We start from the raw sequence: 19,288 nt of genomic DNA on the forward strand, positions 1-19,288 counted from the left end.
GGCGGTGCTCACTATGAAGGCTTCTTTTCCAGTGGCTCGTCCCCGGCGTCTACGTCGCAATAACTCCATACGCGATTTGGTGCGGGAGACTGCGTTGCGGGTGGAGGATTTGGTGTATCCCCTGTTTGTCATCCCTGGCGTTCAGCAGCGTGAAGCGGTTGCGTCGATGCCCGGGGTTGAGCGCCTGTCGCCGGATCTGGCGGTAGAGCTTTGCGTCGGCGCCTGGCGCAGCGGCATCAAGGCGGTGTTGCTGTTCGGGCTGCCTGAAGTTAAAGACTCTCAGGGGCGCAGCGCGTGGGAAGACGGGCCGGTGCAGCAGGCGTTGCGGTTGATCAGGCAGGCGGCGCCAGGGCTGACGCTGATCACGGATGTATGTCTATGCCAGTATGCGGAACATGGCCATTGCGGCGTGCTCTGCGGCGATGGCGTGGATAATGATCGCACCCTGGCGCTGTTGGCCAAGGTGGCGTTGAGTCACGCGCGAGCAGGAGCGGATGTGGTCGCTCCCGCCGCCATGATGGACGGTCAGGTGGCGGCGATTCGGCGTGCGCTGGACGCAGACGGATTCCAGAACGTATCCGTCATGTCCTACGCAGTGAAATACGCGTCCGCCTTTTACGGACCCTTTCGGGATGCAGCGGATTCCGCGCCCGCCGGCGGCGACCGCAAGCACTATCAAATGGACCCGGCCAACTTGCGTGAAGCGATGCGGGAGGCGGAGCTGGACGCAGCAGAAGGCGCGGACTTCCTGATGGTGAAGCCGGCGATGGTGTATCTGGATGTGTTGCGCAAACTTCGCGATCGCTTCGATCTGCCGATGGCGGCTTATAACGTCAGCGGCGAATACGCCATGGTGAAAGCCGCGGCGGCCAACGGTTGGATCGACGAACGCAGCGTGGTGTTGGAAACCTTGTTGAGTATGAAACGGGCGGGCGCGGACATGATTATCAGCTATCACGCCCTGGATGCGGCGCGTTGGCTGCAGGAAACCTGATCGCTGACTTCTGATTCCTGGGCGCTGGCGGCTCGCCGCCGCCAGTGCTTCTCCTTTCTAGCAAGGACGCATTCCTAATCCACAATGCGATAGCTGGGCACGTATTTGCTGCCTGGCAGTTTCATCCGCTGTTGTTTCACGAAAGACTCCAGCAATGATCCGAAAGAGCCGACGATGGTTTTGTCGCCGCTGATTTCGAATGGTCCCAGACGTTCCACCAGCTGTACGCCTTCTTCCTTGACGTTGCCGGATACGATGCCGGAAAACGCCCGGCGCAGGTTCGCCGCCAGCTCATGAATAGGCTGTTCGCGGTGCAGCGCCAGCGCGCGCATGCTCTCGTGGGTCGGCTGGAAGGGGTGCTGGAACTGCGGTTGTACCTTCAGCAACCAGTTGTAGTAGTACGCATCGCTGGAGCCCTTGCGGTGGTAAGTGACGTCCTGGATGCCTTTCTTCATTTCCAGGGCGACCAGCTCGGGGTCGTCGATGATGATGCGATAACGACGTTGAGCGGCTTTACCCAGGGTCAGGCCGATAAACTCGTTGATCTGGCCGAAATACTCCTCGTTTTTCTTGGCTCCGGCGAAAATTACCGGGAAAGGCAGTGAATCGTTTTCCGGGTTCAGCAGAATGCCCAGCAGGTACAGGATCTCCTCCGCGGTGCCAGCGCCGCCGGGGAAGACGATGATGCCATGGCCGAGTCGCACGAAGGCTTCCAGGCGCTTTTCGATATCCGGCAGAATCACCAGCTCGTTGACGATGGGGTTCGGCGACTCGGCGGCGATGATGCCCGGCTCGGTCAAACCGATGTAGCGTCCGGTCTGAATACGCTGCTTGGCGTGAGCGATGGTGGCGCCCTTCATCGGTCCCTTCATGGCGCCGGGGCCGCATCCGGTGCAGATATCCAGTCCGCGCAGACCCAGTGAGTGGCCGACTTCTTTGGTGAAGTCATACTCGTCCCGGCTGATGGAGTGGCCTCCCCAGCACACGACGATGTTGGGGTAACGACGCGGAATCAATACGCCGGCGTTCCGCAGCATATGGAAAATAAAGTTGGTGATATCCTCGCCGTTGTTCAGGTTCAGCTGGGTGTTGTGAGACAGCACGTTGTTGGCGTAGATAATGTCGCGCAGCACGGCGTAGAGGTGCTCTTGAATCCCTTTGATCATCTTGCCGTCGACGAAAGCGTTGTGAGGCGCATTGATCACCTCCAGCTTGATGCCGCGGGCCTGCTGGATCAGCTGGATGTCGAAATCGGCGAATTCAGCCAGAATGGTGTTGGGGTCGTCGGACTCGTTGCCGCAGTTCAATACGGCCAGGGCGCATTGTCGGAACAGGCGATACACGCCGCGATTGCTGCGGTCCTTCAACAGGTTGACTTCGTGTTGTGAGACCAGATCGAGGCTGCCTTCCGGGGCGATGCGTGCGGTTATTTTGTTACTCATATCTATATCTTTCCTTTTCTAATACTTCTACTTGCCGGCGGGGCCGGCGGTTCCGATTCCGGCGGACGGCTGTGGGAGCAAGCCAGAGCCTGACAGCGTATGCAGGCGTGACGGTGGCGACGCTGCAATGCCAATAGAGCCTAATCTGCTATTGTTATCATTTATAAGAGCCCATCCGGGAGCAGGGTAATGTAAGGATGACCGGCGCGGCGCAGGTAAGCGGGTTTTCCGGATGGAGTCTAAATAGTAAGTCGTCTGGGCGAAGTTGGCTATCACTCCCTGGCGTTGTCCGCGCAGGGGGATTTTTGGCGATCGGCCCATGCATGACAGGGGGAATGATAGTAGAATAGCGCCCCCGCTGAGATTTGGATCAGGCCAGATTATGAAGTTTCTCGTCAAATTATTTCCCGAAATCACAATTAAAAGTAAACCGGTGCGTAAGGATCTGGTCAAGCAGTTACGCATAAATATTCGTCGCGTATTGCGTCAAATTGACGAAAACGTGGTGGTTGAAGGATCTTGGGACAAAATTGAAGTCTTGCTGCCGGACGCCGACGAGCGCACCAGTAAACGGGCGATTGAAGCCCTGCAAAGGGTGTCCGGAATCACCAACTTCCTGGTGGTGCATGAATATCCCCTGGCGGACTTCCACACTATTTACCTGAACGCGAAGGCGTTGTACGAAGAGCAATTGGAAGGCAAACGCTTCCAGGTGCGGGTCAAGCGCGCCGGCAAACATGATTTCACCTCCATGGATCTGGAGCGCTACGTCGGCGGAGGACTGCGCCAGCACACCAAGGCGGCGGGGGTGGACCTGTCGAATCCGGAAGTCATCATTTCCATCGAAGTGCGCGACGATAAATATTACCTGGTAGAGAAACGCTACGAAGGCCTGGGCGGGTATCCCGTCGGCGGTCTGGAGCCGGTCGTGTCCCTGATGTCTGGTGGCTACGATTCCGGCGTCGCGAGCTACCTGACTATGAAGCGGGGCATGCGCACGCACTTTTGCTTCTTCAATCTGGGCGGAACCGCTCACGAAGTGGGTGTGAAGCAGGCGGCGCTGTATTTGTGGGAGAAGTACGGCGGCGGCCAGCGGGTCAAATTCATCACTGTGCCCTTTGAAGGCGTGGTGGCGGAAATTCTGGACAAGATCTATCACTCCAACATGGGCGTAGTACTGAAGCGCATGATGTTGCGGGCGGCGACCCAGGTCGCGCGTGATCTGTCCGCCACGGCGCTGGTTACCGGCGAATGTGTGGCGCAGGTGTCCAGTCAGACCCTGACCAACCTGAACGTCATTGATTCCGCCACTGACATGCTGGTGCTGCGTCCGCTGATCGTTACCGACAAACAGGACATTATCCGCATGGCCAGCCAGATTGGCGTGGAAGAGTTCGCCCGCAACATGCCGGAATACTGTGGCGTCATCTCCGACCGCCCCACCACCAAAGCGCGGGATTATCGCATTGAGAACGATGAGAAGCGCTTCGATATGCAAGTGCTGGAACAGGCGCTGGCCAACCGTCGGGCGATCAACATCGACGAGATCATGCAGTCGGAACTGACCGTGGATGAGGTGGAAGTGGTGTCGACGCCTTCGCTGGACGACGTGATTATCGACATCCGTCACCCCAACGAGCAGGAAAAGGCGCCGTTGATGCTGACCAACAACAAAATTCTGCAGGTGCCTTTCTACGAGCTGGAAAGCCGCATGGCGGAGCTGGACGGAGAAACCCGCTACCTGCTGTTCTGCGACAAAGGCGTTATGAGTCAGTTGCACGCAAGCCATCTCAACGGAAACGGGCGCAAAGTGCTGGTGTATCGACCACTTTAACCGTATTCGTTCTCGCGGAAGCGCTGTTGGATTTCTTCAATTTGTTTGCGGCAATCCATCAGCGCCACCACACACCCCCTGTCTAATTTTGTTCCCGCCAGACGCTTGAGTTCGGCGAAGGCTTTGTCATTGTCCCAGGCGGGTTTGTACGGGCGGGCGCTGGTAAGCGCGTCGAAGACGTCGGCGACGCTGACAATTCGGGATTCAATGGGAATATTTTCGCCGCGCAAATGCTCGGGATAGCCTCCACCGTCCAGAGTCTCATGGTGATACAGCACGATATTGCGCAGCATGTTCACATGACTGACGCCATTGAGGCCGTAGTTATTAATCAAGGCGTCCACTAATTCATGTCCGTACATCGGATGGCGACGCATTTCATCCAGTTCTTCTTCCTCCAGCCGACCTGGTTTGAGCAAAATGCTGTCGGGCACTTTTATTTTGCCGAGATCATGCAAGGGCGCGAACAGGCAAATGTGCTCCACATACTCGTCGGAGAAGCCGTGTTTCGGCGCCAGACGCGCGGCGATCAGTCTGGAGTAGCGCGCCATGCGTTCAAGATGGCCGCCGGTTTCGGGGTCGCGGGAGTGGGTCAGCAGCATGGCTGATTTGACCGTGGCGATCAGCGTGCGGATATTGCTGCGCTCGTTGTACACGATCAGAGTGATCATGTGTCCGATCATATCCATATCCACCAGCGCCCGGCCCTGAAAACAGTCCTTTTCCGCGCCGTTGAAAAACACGAAGCCGAGAAAGCGCTCGTTGTAGCGCATGGGGAAGGTGTAAGAAGCGTGAAACCCGGCTTTCAGCAGGGCTTCCGTGTGCTGGGTTGGACTCTCTCCACCGCCCAGTTCATCGCCGATGTCATTGATGACGCGGATGAACCTGTTGTCTTTCATATGTTGCAGGGAGGAGACTTCGTGCAGCGCCGTCTGATAGTGCTCCAGCAGGGGATGGCTGGAGCCGGCGGAGGCGAAGGTTTTGAGCTGATCCTGCAAGGCGTCGTAAATGGCGATGGCGATGCGGCAGATATAAGGGTAGGTCTGCTGGAGATTTTCCAGCAGATATTCCAGTTTTTGCTGTACGCTGCCCTGATGGTTGAGGATATCCAGAGAATCCGGCTGATACTCGCTGGCCACAAACATTCTCCCGGTTTGTCGATGCAACTTCCATTAAAGCTCCGCAGGAGCGCGGATACTTAAAGTGTAGTCGAGATCAGGAGCTGGCTCTGGAATTATGTCTGGCCGCTTAGTTGTACTGATAAGGCTCGAAGGCGTCCGCCTGCATACTGTAGCCGCTCTCCGCCAGCTCGCTGCTGACCGTCTCCACGCTGATCGCCCCGGATACCCAGAACGCGTCGTAGAGGTAGTCCAACGGCAGCGGTTTCTTTTTGGCTTTGACGTAAACGATCTGGTTAGAGGGCGGCGGCGGTACGTGGATGCATGCGCCCATGTACGGCACCAACAGGAACTCGGTCACCCCGCTTTCGTCGCCTTCCAAAGGCACTGCAAAGCCCGCTATGCGAACTTTCTGTTTGTTCAGCTCCGGCACGATTGGCGCGCTGGCCTGGGGCGGCGGCTCCATGGCGATCTGGCCATGCTCCACGGTTCCGCTGACGGTTTTTTGCTGCGCGGACTTGGGGATCAGGTCCTGCCATTGTACGGTCTTGAAATCCTCCGCGAGTACGCCGCCGGAAAGCAGGGAGGAGAATGCGAGCGCGATCAGCGTCGAGAGCAATCTGTTCATAAATATCCTATGGAATCAGTGGTTTCGTCAAAACGTGGAAAGGCGATCCAGACCGCCGACAGCCATTCCTAATCCTGGCCAGGCGCAACACCACGCAACAGCAAGTGCAACACATTGTATGACCGCGTGCGTCCAAGATTAACTTTTTTGAATTTAATTCGCCCTATAACAATTTTGTTTCGTTATGTTATAACATAAAAAACCAAGCGGAAGAATCACTCTCTAAGTTCAGGAGCATTAAATTTATGAGTTATAGAAATCGCCTGTGGGTCGGTATGATGGTGTTAGCGGCCAGCCAGTTCGCGCACGCCGAAGAATTTGAGCAGCATGGGGCGCATGTGCATGGCGCGGCGACGATGAATCTGGCGCTGGAAGAGGGAAATCTGGTCGTTGAGCTGGAAAGCCCCGCGATGAACCTGGTGGGCTTTGAACATGCTCCCGCTACTGACGCGGAACGTCAGCAGGTGGAGAAGGCGGCGGTCTTGCTGAACAAGGGCGAAGAACTGTTTGGCCTTACCCCGGCTGCGGGTTGTAAGCTGCTGTCGGCGGAAGTGGACGGCGATGTTTTCGAATACGACGAAGACGGCGGCAAGCACGAGGAAGCGGCGCACGATGAGCATGAACACGGCGATGACGAAGATGATCATGACCATCATGAACACGGCCACTCCGATATCGACGCCTCTTACATCTTCGAGTGCGGCGACGCGGGCAAGCTTACCGCAGTGGACGTTTTGTTGTTCAAGCATTTCCCTGGCCTGAAGGATCTCGACGTACAGGTTATCGGGCCTAAGGGGCAGACCGCCATTGAGCTGAGCCCGGAAAAACATCAGATTAATTTGTAAGTAGTGAGAATGGCGTCATGCAGAATGTAAGCGAACCCGCCATCGCGCCAGAGCGAGACGCGACGGTTAAACCTGCGCCGGCCCGCGCCCTTGTGCAGCTGGAAGGCCTGAAGTTTCGTTGGCCAGGGAGCGATGATGATGTGTTAGACATTCCCGAGTTGCAGGTGCGGGAGGGAGAACGCATCTTTCTGCGCGGCGCCAGCGGCAGCGGCAAAACGACGCTGCTGAGCCTGCTTGGAGGCGTGATCCAGCCCAGGGAGGGAAGCATCAGGGTGATGGATACCGAACTGAGCGCGCTTGGCGCTTCAAGCCGGGATGGTTTCAGGGCGGACAACATCGGCTTCATTTTTCAGATGTTTAATCTGATTCCTTACCTGTCACTGGTGGATAACGTGACATTGTCCTGCCGCTTCTCCAAGGCGCGGCGGCAAAGAGTGAGCGCCCGCGGCGCGAGTCTGACGCAGGAAGCGGAGCGCCTGCTTTCTCATTTGCGTCTGGATGTGGCTAAACTCGGACGCAGGCCGGTGACTGACCTGAGTGTGGGGCAGCAACAACGGGTCGCCGTGGCGCGGGCCCTGATCGGCTCGCCAGGGCTGATCATCGCCGATGAGCCTACCTCCGCCCTGGATGCGGACGCCCGTGTGGCGTTTATCGAACTGCTGTTTCAGGAAGTGGCCGCCAGTGGATCGACGCTGGTGTTCGTCAGTCATGATCCTGCTTTGCAGGACCTGTTTGATCGCACTGTCAGCCTGGCGGAAATCAATCGCGCTTATCAGCCACCGGAATCTTGACCTGCGGGAGCCGCTTTTCGATGTCTATTTACAGTTTGACGTTACGCAGCCTGTTGAATCGCAAGACCACGGCGCTGCTGACCATTTTCTCCATCGCCGTCAGCGTCATGCTGCTGTTGGGCGTGGACAACATACGTCGGGAAGCCAAAGCCGGCTTCGCCAACACCATTTCCGGCGCTGATCTGATTGTGGGCGCTCGCAGCGGCTCCGTGCAGCTCTTGCTGTACTCGGTTTTCCGCATCGGCAACGCCACTAACAATATTTCCTGGCATAGCTACCAGGAAGTTGCCGGCATGAAACGGGTGAAATGGACCATCCCGTTATCGTTAGGCGACTCACATCGCGGCTTTCGCGTGCTGGGCACCAATACGGATTACTTTGAGCACTTCCGCTACGGGGCCAAACATGAGCTGGCATTTAGCGACGGCGGCCGTTTCGAGGATGTATACGACGCCGTATTAGGTGCGGAAGTGGCGGAAAAACTGGGCTATAAACTTGGTCAGTCCATTGTGATTTCTCACGGCGCCGGCGAAGTGAGTTTCGCCAATCACGATGATAAGCCTTTCAAAGTCGTCGGCATTTTGAAGAAGACCGGCACTCCGGTGGATCGCACCGTGCACGTTTCCCTGGAAGGCATTGAAGCGATCCATTTGGGATGGGACAGCGGCGCGCCCAGTGGTTCGATTAGCGCGGAGCAGGCGCGGCATGCGGATTTACAACCCAAGCTGATAACCGCCTTTTTGGTTGGACTGGACTCCAAAATCGCCACCTTCACTCTGCAACGTGCGATCAATAATTATCGCGGAGAGCCGTTGCTGGCTATCCTGCCCGGCGTGGCGCTGCAGGAGCTGTGGAGCATGATGGGCGTGGCGGAGGTCGCCTTGCTCGCCGTGTCGGCATTTGTCGTCGCGACTGGCTTGATCGGCATGTTGACGGTAATCTGGTCAGGGTTGAACGAACGCCGCCGGGAAATGGCCATCCTGCGTTCCGTTGGCGCCAAGCCGCGGCATATTTTCGTTCTACTGATGATCGAAGCCGGTTTGATGGCGGTTTGCGGCGTGCTGGTCGGCGTCGCAATGCTGTTTCTGACGTTGTTCGCCGCTCAGCCGGCGCTGGAGAGTTACTTCGGTCTGTTTATCGGCGTGGACCCGCTGACCGTGGATAACCTGGCCGTCCTGGGCGGCATCATCCTGGCGGGCGTATTAATCGGAGCAGCGCCGGCCTATCGGGCTTATCGCTATTCTCTGGCGGACGGAATGACAATTAGAACATGAGACAATCCTGGGCTAAGGCGCGAACATTCATGTGGGCTCTTATCAGCACTCTTCTGCTTATCTGCTTTTCCGGCGCAGCGTTTTTCTGGTTATATCAGGACCGGATGATCTTTTTCCCGCAGGCGGTGGACGCAGGCAATCGCAGCAGGTTGAAGTCCATAGAGTTTAAGTTTGAGCATGATGGCGTGACCTTGTCCGGGTGGTTTCAACGGGGAGAGATCTCTGCGCGCAAGCCCTTGCTGCTGTACTTTGGCGGCAATGGCGAAGAGGTGTCATGGAACGCCTGGGAGATGGAAAAATTGCCGGTGGAGTCCTTTCTGCTGATGAACTACCGGGGCTACGGCGACAGCGAGGGGGCTCCGGGAGAAGAGGCGTTGGTGGGCGACGCCGTCGCCTTATATGACCATCTCACGCGCAAGCTGAAAATCGACCCCCAACATATCGTTCTGCTGGGACGCAGCCTGGGTTCCGGCGTGGCGGTGCAGCTGGCGGATCGCCGTCCGGTGCGGGCGGTGGTGTTGACCACGCCATTTGACAGTCTGGCCGCCGTTGGCAAGCAACATTACCCCTGGTTGCCGGTCGGTCTGCTGGTGCGTCATCCTTTTAATTCATTGGTTCACGCGGCGACGATCAAAGCGCCTGCGCTGGCTTTGCTGGCGGGGAGGGACCGGGTTGTGCCGATGGAGCATGGGCAGCGGCTGATGGCGGCCTGGGGCGGTCCGCAACGGACAGTCACGCTGGATAGAGCGGATCACAACGACATCAGCATGTATCCCGAATACTGGCGCGCGATCAGTCAGTTTATTGAGAGTCTTTAAATCGTCAGGAACTGTTCTCATGAATAGTTCTTATTCCTTGGCGCAGCCATCATCGCCGCTGCGGTGACAGGCTTTGATCAGCTCTCAGCGCCCACCAGACCTTCTTTCGATGTATCCGACTCCCGGCGCGGGGCGCAGGAGCGATAATCCACCACTCTGTTGCGGCCCTGCTGTTTCGCCGTGTACAGCGCGTAGTCCGCACGTTCGAACAGTTTGTTGGGGCAGTCGAATTCATCGTGATTCATACTCGCCACGCCAACGCTGATGGATAGCTTGTAGCCAGACTCGGTTTCTTCCGCCACTTTGACTCTGAGGCGATTGGCCAGGCTCATGGCGGCTTCGTGGTCGGTATTGGGCAGGATGACGGCGAACTCTTCGCCGCCGTAGCGGCAGGGACAGTTCGGCTTACGTACGCCTTTCGCCAGTATGCGGGCGACTTCCTTCAACGCATGGTCGCCGACGTTGTGGCCGTAGGTGTCGTTGAACTGCTTGAAGCAGTCGATATCGATGACCAGCAGAGTCAGCGGCTGTTTGCTTTGTTGAGCGCGATGAAATTCCGTTGCGAACTTGTCGTCGAAATGGCGGCGGTTGAACAGGCCGGTCAGGGCGTCCGTGTAGGTTTTACGCTGCAGTTCGTTGACACGGCTGCTCAGCGCCAGAGACAGCAACACCATTTCCGTCAGTGAGCCGATCTGAAAACCGTTCTGGGTCAGCACGTTATGGGGCAGCAGGCCAAAGGTTTTCAGCATGTAGGCCAGCACGCCGATCAACAGCGCCGTCCAGGCGGTCATGTAATAGCGCGCAGGGCGCGATCCCGCCATTAACGCCAGTACGCCCATCAATAGTAATTGGGCGGCGATGACGAAGGTCAGCAGGGATATCGGCACGATCATCGTGTGGTAGGTAAAGAACGGCGTACAGGCCAGGCTGATCAGCATCAGCCACTCCAGCACTCTGGCGGCGAAGTCGGTTCTGGGCGCAATTTGCTGCGTCACCAGAATCGAGCGGGCGAATTGTAACGCTCCCAGCAAAGAAAGAATCAGCAGGATCAACAGGCTGTGATTGGCGAACCAGGGAAAATTCGGCCACAAAAACTGGAACGTCAGTCCGTTATGCACCGCCATATACAGGCCATAACTGGTGACGTACAGCAGATAGTGAGCGAAAGTGCGGTCGCGGACCGCGATAAACATGAAAAAGTTATAGATAACGAGGACCAGAAAGCCGCCGTAGTAAGCGCCGTAAGCGAGTTGCTCCTTGCCGATATGTTCCAGCAGAGCGTCTGGCGCATACAGGGACAGACCGATGTTCATGGAGCCGTCGCTGCTGAAGCGCATGTAGTAGGTGTAGGACGCATTGGCCGGCAGCTTCAGAGGAAATAAGTAGTCGCGGTGCTCGACGTCTCGGGAGTAGAAAGAGAGGCGGTCGCCTGTGGCGTGGCGTTTCCAGGAACCGTCAGCCAGTGGCTCCCAAAGCGTCAGGTGATCGATCAGAGGATAGTCCTGGCGTAACGTGACCGCTAACTCTTCCGCAGTGGTGTTATGCAGCGTGAATTTGACCCACCAGGCGGATTCTGAAAAGCCGAAATTAGGGGATTGGCCTCCCGTGGATTTAAAGCGGTCGGCGAATTCAGGGGAGCTGACTTCTTCAAAACGCAGGGATTGCGATGGGTCCTCCAGCAACGCCAGATGCGGCGTCAGCCCTGCCATGTCGAGGCCTTTGTCCGCGTTGAACGGAGACACGCCATCGGCCGCCTCCAAACTTCGGGCAAAAAGCAACACAAACACTAAGCAAGCTAGCGTATAGCTATGGCGAGGCATTTGGCCATCTCCAAAAAGTTGACTAACTTATGTTCCTTTGGAAGAAATAGCTTCCATGCCCTCTCCTAGCGTACGCCGGAGGAAAGGCGCAATAGTCGGTTAGTATTACCAATAAAGGCCGCATTGTCGACTTAACAGCAGGCTGTTGCAAGCCCCCTTTGTCGGCCTCTTTTCTTCACCGTCAGACGCTGCAAGCGCCGTTCGGCGCTCAGTTTGCCGAGGCTGTCGCGCATCCGGGAGGCCTGAATTCCAGAGGCGTTTCCGGCGCATCGCGATGCACTTTTAGATACTCGATAATCGCCATGCGCTGCTTCTCCGTGAGCATGGGGCCGATGACGCCTTTGGGCAGCGGATTCGCCTCGGAGTCCCGCAGGAACGCGCGCCAATCCGTCACGGAGGCGGAGAACGCGTGACCGCTGTTGCTGTTGCCGGGCAAACGGGTGTCGAACCAAAAGCCGTTGGCGTCCGCGCCCTGTGGCGGCTGTGAAACGAAGCCGACGCGTTGGGGATCGAAATCTCGGTAGCCCACCTGAAAACGGCTTTCCCGCTGCTCGGGCGGCGATAACAGTTGATAGAGATTAGGCACCGAGCCGTTGTGCAGGAAGGGCGGCGTCGCCCAGACTCCCGCCAGAGGGCGCGGCTTATAACCTGCGACTTCCTGCGGCAGGTCGAGCGTGCCGAAGCCTTCCAGGCATTGACGTTGCCCATAATCGATATTGTTGTCGGCGTAGTAGCGGTTTTTCACCAGGACGCCAATGAGATTCAACGCCAAACCTTCGGACAGTCTGTGGATGTCCTGCTTCGCCAGCAGGTTGTCGATGTCCTTGGTTCCCTGTTGGGTGAGTCTTAACAATTTCCCGTTAAGGCAGAGCAAGTCGCAGCTTTCCACGTAATGGGGACGATAGGACGTTTTCGAGGAAGCGCTATCTTCTGGTGTGGACAGACTGTTTAGCGCTGTTGCAATAGCGGCGAAATCGCCAATCGGCGCGACGACGGGAACGACGTCATTGGCGGGGTAAGCCGCCAGCAGCTCCGGCAGGTCGCCGAGAGGCAGCTCCCGCTCCTGGCGCAGTGCGATGATCTGTCTCAGTCCGGCGCGCACTTCACGGATCAGACGTTGCGTAAACAACGGGCGTAAAGCGTCGTCGATATCCTGATTGCTCAATCCGGTCGCTGACAGGTCGTAGTGCTTGTCGATAAAGGCCTGGGCGGCGCTGGGATCGGTGCCGACCACGCTGAGCGGCGCTACCGAAATCATCCATTCCGACCAGGGAGCGGGTTTCAGAGGCGCATTGATCTCCAGATCGGCGACATTGGCTTCATGGGGGCCATGACAACCCTGACAATAGCGTCGGAACAGTCCTTCGCCCTGGGTGGCGAGGTCTTGATCCACTGGACCGAATACTTCTTCCGGCCAGGTGGGCGCCTTGAGCGTTTGCAACGCGCTTTCGATACGGGCGAGATCTTCGATACGCACGGCGCTGTGGAAGCGCTCGCCGGGAGGGACGGGGGAGCCGTCGGCGTTGACCAGATCAATGCGCGCGCCGACGCCAAGCGCCTCGCCAATATTGCGCGCCAGAGGCTGCGCCACCGAGCCGTTATACTGCACCCAGTTGAATTTCCAGATATCCCACAGGTAGGGATAGCTGACTGGCGCTGCGCCGACTTGATAGTTGGACGCGCTCAGGTGGTCGCCGAACAGGGTATTGCCGATGCGGCCCAGGGCGTCGGTGCGGCCGTAGCCTTCGTTCACCGGGTAGAGTTTACGCAGAGGGTTGTTTTGGCCTGCGCCGACAAATCCGCCGACACTGCTCCACAAGGCGGAGCGCAGCTCATCTTTGCCTTCCGGGTAGCGGTCGCTCAGCACTTTTTGCGCAAAGCGGTCGAATTTCCAGGGATTGACGGCGGTATAAAACAGAGAGGCCACCAAAGTCGGCGCAAACGCGCCGTGCTCCATGCTGGTGAGCGCGTGCATGGCGGGACCGCCATCGACGCGCACCGCATAACGGACGCCGTCGCGTTGATAGTGCAGTTCGCCGCTATGGCAGGCAGCGCAGGAGACATCCAGGACGTCTTCGCCGATTGCAGGATCAAGGTGTTTGCTGAAGCCCAACGGAAGCTGATCAGGATTGGCCGCGCTGGGAACAGGGTCGACGACAAAGCGGAAAAGTCGCATGCGTTCCGGGTCCGCCAGACGTTGTTCGCTGAAAGGCTCCTCCAAGTGTATGAACCAGTTATAGCGCACCGCTCCAGCGGATGCGCCCTGGGGCATGGAAACCCCCTGGGGGGTGTAATAATAAAGTTCCCGCAAGGACGCGTTGTCTCCATCCCAGCCTTGATCCAGATACACATATTTATCGACAGGCTCCGCCGCCGGCAGGCTGTTATTGGGATACAGCACAAACCAGGCGAACCCGGCGCATGCGGCGATGACCAATACGATAACGGCGAACGTTAGCCATTTGATCAGTCGCAGCGGCGCGCTGCGTTTTTGCTGGACAAACTTCATACTTCCCTTGGAGGTCATATCCTTTCCTTTCGCACCTATTTCGTTCTTATTGCGTTGTTATAGAGATTTCAGATATTCGAGCAGCGCTTGCTTGTCGTCAGCGCTCAGATCCACGCCAAACACGTGCCCTGCATTGCTGTTTCCGGGCTGGCGCGTGTCGAACAGCGTCGCGCCGGGACTCTGCTCTGTGCTGACGCCGACCTTAACGGGATCGAACTCACGATCGCCGACATAGAATGTTTGCGGGCGTTGTTCCGGCGACAACAACAGTGATTGCAGGTTGGGAACGGAGCCGTTGTGCAGATAGGGTGCGGACGACCAGACGCCATCCAGCGGGCGTCCTTTGTAATAGCGTGGGATCGCCGTCGCGCTGGGTTTGCCGCTGGGATGTGAGGCTTCCGCGACATCCAGCGTGGCGGCGATGGGGTGACGCACGATGGCCCCGATGGCGGCGTGAATGACCAGCTTGATGCTGGGCTCCGTCGCTCCGAGCACCGCGCCGCCGAATACCATCAGCTTACGTCCCTGATAAGGTCCGCTTTGTGCGCTGGCGAGCAGGAAATTCATGGCCATTTTCGGGTCGGTGCCAACTTCATCAAGCGGCGTCAGAGCGACATTGATCTTCGCGTCAGGCGCGTTGTGGTCCGTCAGCGTATGGCAGGAGAGACAGCGTTCCGCGTATAGACTGCGCCCTTGCTCTACTCGTTGCGTATCCAACTTGCCAAGAATCGATTCCGGCCACTTCGGCGCCAGCAGGGCTTCATTGCGCTTTTGAATATCGCCCAGATTGCCGAAATTGACGCTGCTGGGATAACCGGGCAACTCGCTGTGGCCATCTACAGTTGCTGCGCCATATACCGCTAACGCGGTAGTCACGTTTTGCGCCAATGGTCCTGGTGCGGCGTTGCTGGCGGAGCCGTTCCACTGCACCAGATCCATGCGCGGAGTGCCCCAGAGTACGGGAAAGCTGACGGGCGCATCGGGCGAGCGGCGGTTTTCCGGTTGATGAGTGATTTCAGAGGTGACCACGTTAAAGATCTGCCCGAATGCATCCAGCCTTCCGCGACCGTAGGGGACCTCGGTGCTGTTCATGGCGAAACGCTCTGAGAAATAGTCCAGGCGCTGCTGTAGGGCTGCTTTCAGTTGTGCTTCTGATTCGGCTGATAACGCTTTTGCGAAGCGGGATAATTTCTCGGGTTGCGCCAGCGTCGCTTGTATGCTGTCGCGAATAGCGAATTCCAGGCCGCTGTAGTTGATCAGCGCTGAGCCGCCGTCAATACGGATGCTTTTTCCCTGATAACGCACTTCCGCCGTATGGCAGGCGGCGCATCCCAATCCCGCCCAGGCGACTCCATTGTCGTCCACATCTTTGGCGAAACCTACAGGCAGTGCGTCAGGGTTGTGTTCGGACGCCGGCGCGCTCAGGAATCCCAGTTCATCCATATGCGCAGCGGCCAGGAACGGCGCTGCGTTATCCGCCTGTTCCAGATGTAGAAGCCAGTCATAGGGAACAATGCGCGAACCGAAAGAGGCGAACTGAGCCTGGTCCCGGGTGGCGCTGGACCAGCCTTGTTGCAAATGAATTACCTCTGGCGTAGTTCCCGGCCCTGTATTAGGCGCATCAGGCGTTGAGTCCGTGGCCTCCTCAGTCTGCCGGCAGGCGGCGATGCTGAGTAGCAACGCCGGCGCGCATACCGCCAGAACCAAGCGCCGCGCACGCAGCGTGGGAGAACTGGAGAGTGGCGATTTGGCGTCGCCGGATAATAAGGAATGTCTGGGCGAGGCGCGTAGTAAGCCGCGGCCGAATGAACAGCAAAGCATTGTGTACAGTCCTGGATGTCCCTGAAAAGCGGATTGGTATCTTTAGTTGTTATCGCCGCCAGTTAACTAACGAGGTACTGATCGGCCGTACGCAAAATGAATGTCCTTCGCGCACGCATTAACTATAGTTCATGTTTCTGTGAAACCGTGAGAGTTTATTGCTTATTTTTCAGAGAGTTGTTCAAAAAATGATAAATTTTCATGAATTTGTCATGCAAGGTTGATATCAGAAGAGGGCTTAACGTCTTCTTTAAGGAATCACTATGCGAACATTTCTCAGTAAGGGCGCATTTGCGTTCTGTTTGAGCGCTATTGTCGCCACCGCGTCAGCGCAGGAAGAACTGGTCGGCGCGCTCGCCTATTCGGTAATAAAGAAACTGGATAACGGCGTGGAAGTGCGCAATGGCGGCTTTGGCTCCGCCATGACGGGACACCCCCTTAAACCCAACCATTTCTATGTCTTGACGGATCGTGGTCCCAATGTGGACTTTGATGGGCCAGAGGGGAAAGGTAAGAAGTTCCCTGTGCCAGGTTACTCGCCACGTATCGCTGAAGTGGAGCGACTCGGCAATGGCGAGCTGCGAATTGTGCGCACGCTGACCCTGCATGCGCCCGGCGGTGAGCCTATTACGGGGCTGCCTAACCCGGAAGGCATGGGGGCGACGGGGGAAACGCCTTATGATTACGCTGGTCGCGTACTGCGTTTCGATCCCTACGGACTTGATCCTGAGGGTATCGCAGCGCTCAAGGATGGGGGCTTTTGGGTGAGCGATGAATATGGCCCCCATATCGTGCATTACTCTTCCGCAGGCTATGAGCTGGAGCGCCTTAATCCGTTTGGAACAGGGGCGGGCGGTCGTAAACTGCCGAAAGTGTTCGCCAATCGAAGACCTAATCGCGGCATGGAAGGACTGGCGATTACGCCGGATGAGCAACGTCTGGTGGGCGTCATGCAATCCACGCTGTTCAATCCCTCTAAAAAAGCGGTGAAGAATAAAGCCCTGACGCGCATTCTGACGCTGGATATTGCGACAGGCGAAACCCATCAGTATTTGTATCGTCAGGAAGCGGACAACCTGTCCAACTCAGAAATCGCCGCCATTTCCAAAGATGAGTTTCTGATGGTGGAAAGGGACGGCGGGTTCGCCGGTGAAAAAGCCAAATATAAGCGTTTATATAAAATTGATCTGCGTGGGGCGACGGACGTCAGCGGAGACTTTGATTCGCAGACCGGCATGCAAATCAATGGTAAGGCGTTGGAGGAGCTAAGCTGGGACGAGCTTGCGGCGGCGGGCGTGCAACCCGTGCGCAAGACCCTGGTGGTCGACTTGCTGGCGCAGATGAATTATCCGCACGATAAGCTGGAAGGGTTGTGGATTATGGGCGCTAACAAAGTGGCGGTGATCAATGACGATGATTTCGCGGTGGCTGAGCAGAATGGGAATGTAGCGCAAAAAATAATACCAGCTACAGGGCGCGTAGACGCCAACACCCTGTATGTCATTGACCTGGAGAACCCCCTGAGCAGCGACTAACTCACAACGCTACGGGCGTACGGCGCAGGCTACGCCCGTCTGCCGAACAAGCCGGCGGGGTCCTGGGTCAGGGTTTCTTCTTCGCGCAGGGCGTACAGGACTTTGACGCCCAATGGCTGCGCCGGCTGGGGCGTTGCCAGAATATTGGAATAATGGAAGAAGGCGGTGTTCTCGAAGTCCAACGCCATGAACGCATTATTCTGGTATGGGTCGGGAACGCCCAGCAATACTGGCCGCTGATAGCTGACGTAACGCAGGCGCCAGCTGCTGTTGCTTAGATCCAGGCCCCAATAAGTGCGCGGGCGATGCTTCACCACGATTTCACCCAGGGCGATAGCGGTGTCCATCAACATGGAGAAAACAATATGATCGCCGTCCCGTTTGGAATTCAACCATATGTCTTTTCGCGCCAGATGCGGTTCGTAGACTTCCGGCCAGTGTTTATAGGCCCAGGCGTGAAGATCGCGCAAGAAGGCTTCTGGCGAAGCGTTGTGCAGCCCTTCGTCCAGGTCCAGACCGAACTTGCGTAGCAGTTCGCCGTAAATAACCAGACGGTTGGCTTTTTCTGCGATCAGGTAGTTGAGATTGGCGTAGGCTTGCTCAATCGTTAAGGAAAACGGTTCCTGTGAATGCGGGGCCTGATAGGGCGGGTAGTCCTTCAGCAGCCGTTTGAGTTTGGCTTGTCCCCTTCCGAATATTGCTTGCACCAGAGTCGGCATGTCCATCACCTTAAATCCATTTTATTTCCGAGTAGTTTGCTCTGCTTTCCCTTTATCGTAAATAGCCCATGTGGCTGTACTTATCAACTTTGGGCCAATTAATTTTACACGATTAAATTCATTTTCGCCCTGTCTTTGCATGTCAGGGGGATTCGGGTGTTTCCGGTCTCTTCAGGTGATCATCATAACGCTGAAATTGCGGCGCGTCAGCGCTATTTCCGCATTCCTATGCTAATTAGCTGATATACTGGCGAATCTTCCAAACAAGAACCAAACTAGTTTGAGCAAAACTATTTCCAAAAGGGGAGCATCTGTTCGAAATGCGGGTCTTTAAATTTTTGATCGCACATTCTTTTCAATCTCTACTGCTGGCGCTGACTCTGTGCGCGGGCGCCGCGTCTGCAGCGGAAAAAGTGGAGACATTTCTTCTAGTTACGGAAAACTACCCGCCGTACAACATGAGCATGAACAATAGTGAGTACGAACACTCCGGCGACCAGATATACGGCGTTTCGGCGGATATTGTGAAAATGTTGTTCGAACGCACCAAACTGCCTTACAACATGAAGCTGCGCGCCTGGCATTACGCCTTTGAACACGCACAACGCAAGGCCTATCGCGGCGTATTCTCCACCACTCGTACAGAAGAGCGCGAGAGCATGTTCAAATGGGTGGGGCCCCTGGTGGAGGATTCCTGGGTGGCGTTCAGTCGCCCCAATGAGTCCATGAGCATCACCAGCATTGAGGATCTGAAGAAGTACCGGGTGGGCGGATACAAAGGCGATATTGCCAGCGAGTATCTGATTGAGAAAGGCGTGAACGTCAGCCTGATCGATGATGATACGCTGAACCTAAAGCGTCTTTATGGCAAGTACATCGACTTGTGGATCTCCGGCCCTTATTCCGGCCCGTATTATGCGAAACAGGCGGGATATCCCTCTCCGCAGCCGGCCTATGTTTTCAATCAGGCAGAGATGTATCTGGCGTTGAATGTGGATACGCCGCAACAGTACGTCGACCTGCTCAATGAAACGCTGGCGAAGATGCGCAGCGAAGGTAAAATCGACGAAATTATCGCCCGCTATCGCTAACCGAATGGAGGCCAGGGAGGGCCTCCCGTATACCGTTGTTCCTTTCTAC

At 56.7% G+C, this 19,288-nt stretch carries 15 protein-coding genes; 8 read left to right on the forward strand and 7 right to left on the reverse strand.

Annotated elements, in window-relative coordinates; all coding sequences use genetic code 11:
- The first annotated feature begins 13 nt into the window (after window positions 1-13).
- Window positions 14-994 carry a porphobilinogen synthase gene (gene hemB / locus ONV78_RS13815; protein ID WP_279503856.1) on the forward strand — a complete coding sequence of 327 codons (981 nt, stop codon included), beginning with the start codon at window positions 14-16 and terminating at the stop codon, window positions 992-994.
- A 74-nt stretch (window positions 995-1,068) separates the two neighbouring features.
- Here the strand turns inward: hemB and ppnN are convergent, their stop codons facing one another.
- Window positions 1,069-2,436 (reverse strand): nucleotide 5'-monophosphate nucleosidase PpnN, encoded by a 1,368-nt coding sequence (gene ppnN / locus ONV78_RS13820; protein WP_253938555.1) that lies wholly within the window; start codon window positions 2,434-2,436, stop codon window positions 1,069-1,071.
- Between the two features lie 382 nt (window positions 2,437-2,818).
- On the opposite strand from ppnN, the gene thiI reads away from it, so the two are divergent.
- Complete coding sequence (gene thiI, locus ONV78_RS13825; protein ID WP_279503858.1) at window positions 2,819-4,270, forward strand: tRNA uracil 4-sulfurtransferase ThiI; 1,452 nt, start codon at window positions 2,819-2,821, stop codon at window positions 4,268-4,270.
- On the opposite strand, the gene ONV78_RS13830 is transcribed toward thiI, so the two are convergent.
- Both ONV78_RS13830 and ONV78_RS13835 read right to left on the reverse strand, forming a co-directional pair.
- Entirely contained in the window at window positions 4,267-5,409 is a 1,143-nt protein-coding gene (locus ONV78_RS13830; RefSeq protein ID WP_279503860.1) for an HD-GYP domain-containing protein, read from the reverse strand. The two genes, thiI and ONV78_RS13830, sit on opposite strands and share 4 nt — an antisense overlap.
- Window positions 5,410-5,518: 109 nt before the next feature.
- Window positions 5,519-6,016 (reverse strand): DUF3299 domain-containing protein, encoded by a 498-nt coding sequence (locus ONV78_RS13835; RefSeq protein ID WP_279503862.1) that lies wholly within the window; start codon window positions 6,014-6,016, stop codon window positions 5,519-5,521.
- 245 nt (window positions 6,017-6,261) lie between these two features.
- Here ONV78_RS13835 and ONV78_RS13840 point away from each other — a divergent pair, with 245 nt between their 5' ends.
- From ONV78_RS13840 to ONV78_RS13855, 4 genes are read left to right on the forward strand one after another with little or no spacing between them, the layout of a single operon-like run.
- Entirely contained in the window at window positions 6,262-6,861 is a 600-nt protein-coding gene (locus ONV78_RS13840; protein ID WP_279503863.1) for a DUF2796 domain-containing protein, read from the forward strand.
- A 17-nt stretch (window positions 6,862-6,878) separates the two neighbouring features.
- Window positions 6,879-7,652 (forward strand): ATP-binding cassette domain-containing protein, encoded by a 774-nt coding sequence (locus ONV78_RS13845; protein ID WP_279503864.1) that lies wholly within the window; start codon window positions 6,879-6,881, stop codon window positions 7,650-7,652.
- A gap of 20 nt (window positions 7,653-7,672) precedes the next feature.
- Window positions 7,673-8,926: an FtsX-like permease family protein gene (locus ONV78_RS13850; protein ID WP_279503866.1), complete on the forward strand. Its 1,254-nt coding sequence runs from the start codon at window positions 7,673-7,675 to the stop codon at window positions 8,924-8,926.
- A 29-nt stretch (window positions 8,927-8,955) separates the two neighbouring features.
- Window positions 8,956-9,744 (forward strand): alpha/beta fold hydrolase, encoded by a 789-nt coding sequence (locus ONV78_RS13855; RefSeq protein ID WP_279503868.1) that lies wholly within the window; start codon window positions 8,956-8,958, stop codon window positions 9,742-9,744.
- 77 nt (window positions 9,745-9,821) lie between these two features.
- On the opposite strand, the gene ONV78_RS13860 is transcribed toward ONV78_RS13855, so the two are convergent.
- The 3 genes from ONV78_RS13860 to ONV78_RS13870 all read right to left on the reverse strand — a co-directional run bounded on the left by ONV78_RS13860 (window position 9,822) and on the right by ONV78_RS13870 (window position 15,894).
- Window positions 9,822-11,486: a sensor domain-containing diguanylate cyclase gene (locus tag ONV78_RS13860; RefSeq protein WP_279503870.1), complete on the reverse strand. Its 1,665-nt coding sequence runs from the start codon at window positions 11,484-11,486 to the stop codon at window positions 9,822-9,824.
- Window positions 11,487-11,772: 286 nt separating this feature from the next.
- The gene (locus tag ONV78_RS13865) at window positions 11,773-14,091 is read right to left on the reverse strand and encodes a cytochrome c (RefSeq protein ID WP_279503872.1); all 2,319 of its coding nucleotides are present in this window, start codon (window positions 14,089-14,091) and stop codon (window positions 11,773-11,775) included.
- Window positions 14,092-14,130: 39 nt separating this feature from the next.
- Window positions 14,131-15,894, reverse strand: coding sequence for a di-heme-cytochrome C peroxidase (locus ONV78_RS13870; protein ID WP_279503875.1), 1,764 nt, complete (start codon window positions 15,892-15,894; stop codon window positions 14,131-14,133).
- 263 nt (window positions 15,895-16,157) lie between these two features.
- On the opposite strand from ONV78_RS13870, the gene ONV78_RS13875 reads away from it, so the two are divergent.
- Entirely contained in the window at window positions 16,158-17,429 is a 1,272-nt protein-coding gene (locus tag ONV78_RS13875) for an esterase-like activity of phytase family protein (protein ID WP_279503879.1), read from the forward strand.
- A 29-nt stretch (window positions 17,430-17,458) separates the two neighbouring features.
- Here the strand turns inward: ONV78_RS13875 and ONV78_RS13880 are convergent, their stop codons facing one another.
- Window positions 17,459-18,148 (reverse strand): hypothetical protein, encoded by a 690-nt coding sequence (locus ONV78_RS13880; RefSeq protein WP_127968251.1) that lies wholly within the window; start codon window positions 18,146-18,148, stop codon window positions 17,459-17,461.
- A 338-nt stretch (window positions 18,149-18,486) separates the two neighbouring features.
- On the opposite strand from ONV78_RS13880, the gene ONV78_RS13885 reads away from it, so the two are divergent.
- The gene (locus ONV78_RS13885; RefSeq protein WP_253938553.1) at window positions 18,487-19,239 is read left to right on the forward strand and encodes an ABC transporter substrate-binding protein; all 753 of its coding nucleotides are present in this window, start codon (window positions 18,487-18,489) and stop codon (window positions 19,237-19,239) included.
- Window positions 19,240-19,288: the final 49 nt, after the last annotated feature.

Origin of the sequence: Hahella sp. CR1, from assembly GCF_029813005.1 — a bacterium.
Lineage (GTDB): Bacteria > Pseudomonadota > Gammaproteobacteria > Pseudomonadales > Oleiphilaceae > Hahella.

Coding starts and splice junctions, on each gene's coding strand:
- hemB (WP_279503856.1), top strand. CDS start 14: ATGAAGGCTTCTTTTCCAGTGGCTCGTCCCCGGCGTCTACGTCGCAAT.
- ppnN (WP_253938555.1), bottom strand. CDS start 2,436: ATGAGTAACAAAATAACCGCACGCATCGCCCCGGAAGGCAGCCTCGAT.
- thiI (WP_279503858.1), top strand. CDS start 2,819: ATGAAGTTTCTCGTCAAATTATTTCCCGAAATCACAATTAAAAGTAAA.
- ONV78_RS13835 (WP_279503862.1), bottom strand. CDS start 6,016: ATGAACAGATTGCTCTCGACGCTGATCGCGCTCGCATTCTCCTCCCTG.
- ONV78_RS13840 (WP_279503863.1), top strand. CDS start 6,262: ATGAGTTATAGAAATCGCCTGTGGGTCGGTATGATGGTGTTAGCGGCC.
- ONV78_RS13845 (WP_279503864.1), top strand. CDS start 6,879: ATGCAGAATGTAAGCGAACCCGCCATCGCGCCAGAGCGAGACGCGACG.
- ONV78_RS13850 (WP_279503866.1), top strand. CDS start 7,673: ATGTCTATTTACAGTTTGACGTTACGCAGCCTGTTGAATCGCAAGACC.
- ONV78_RS13855 (WP_279503868.1), top strand. CDS start 8,956: ATGTGGGCTCTTATCAGCACTCTTCTGCTTATCTGCTTTTCCGGCGCA.
- ONV78_RS13865 (WP_279503872.1), bottom strand. CDS start 14,091: ATGACCTCCAAGGGAAGTATGAAGTTTGTCCAGCAAAAACGCAGCGCG.
- ONV78_RS13870 (WP_279503875.1), bottom strand. CDS start 15,894: ATGCTTTGCTGTTCATTCGGCCGCGGCTTACTACGCGCCTCGCCCAGA.
- ONV78_RS13875 (WP_279503879.1), top strand. CDS start 16,158: ATGCGAACATTTCTCAGTAAGGGCGCATTTGCGTTCTGTTTGAGCGCT.
- ONV78_RS13880 (WP_127968251.1), bottom strand. CDS start 18,148: ATGCCGACTCTGGTGCAAGCAATATTCGGAAGGGGACAAGCCAAACTC.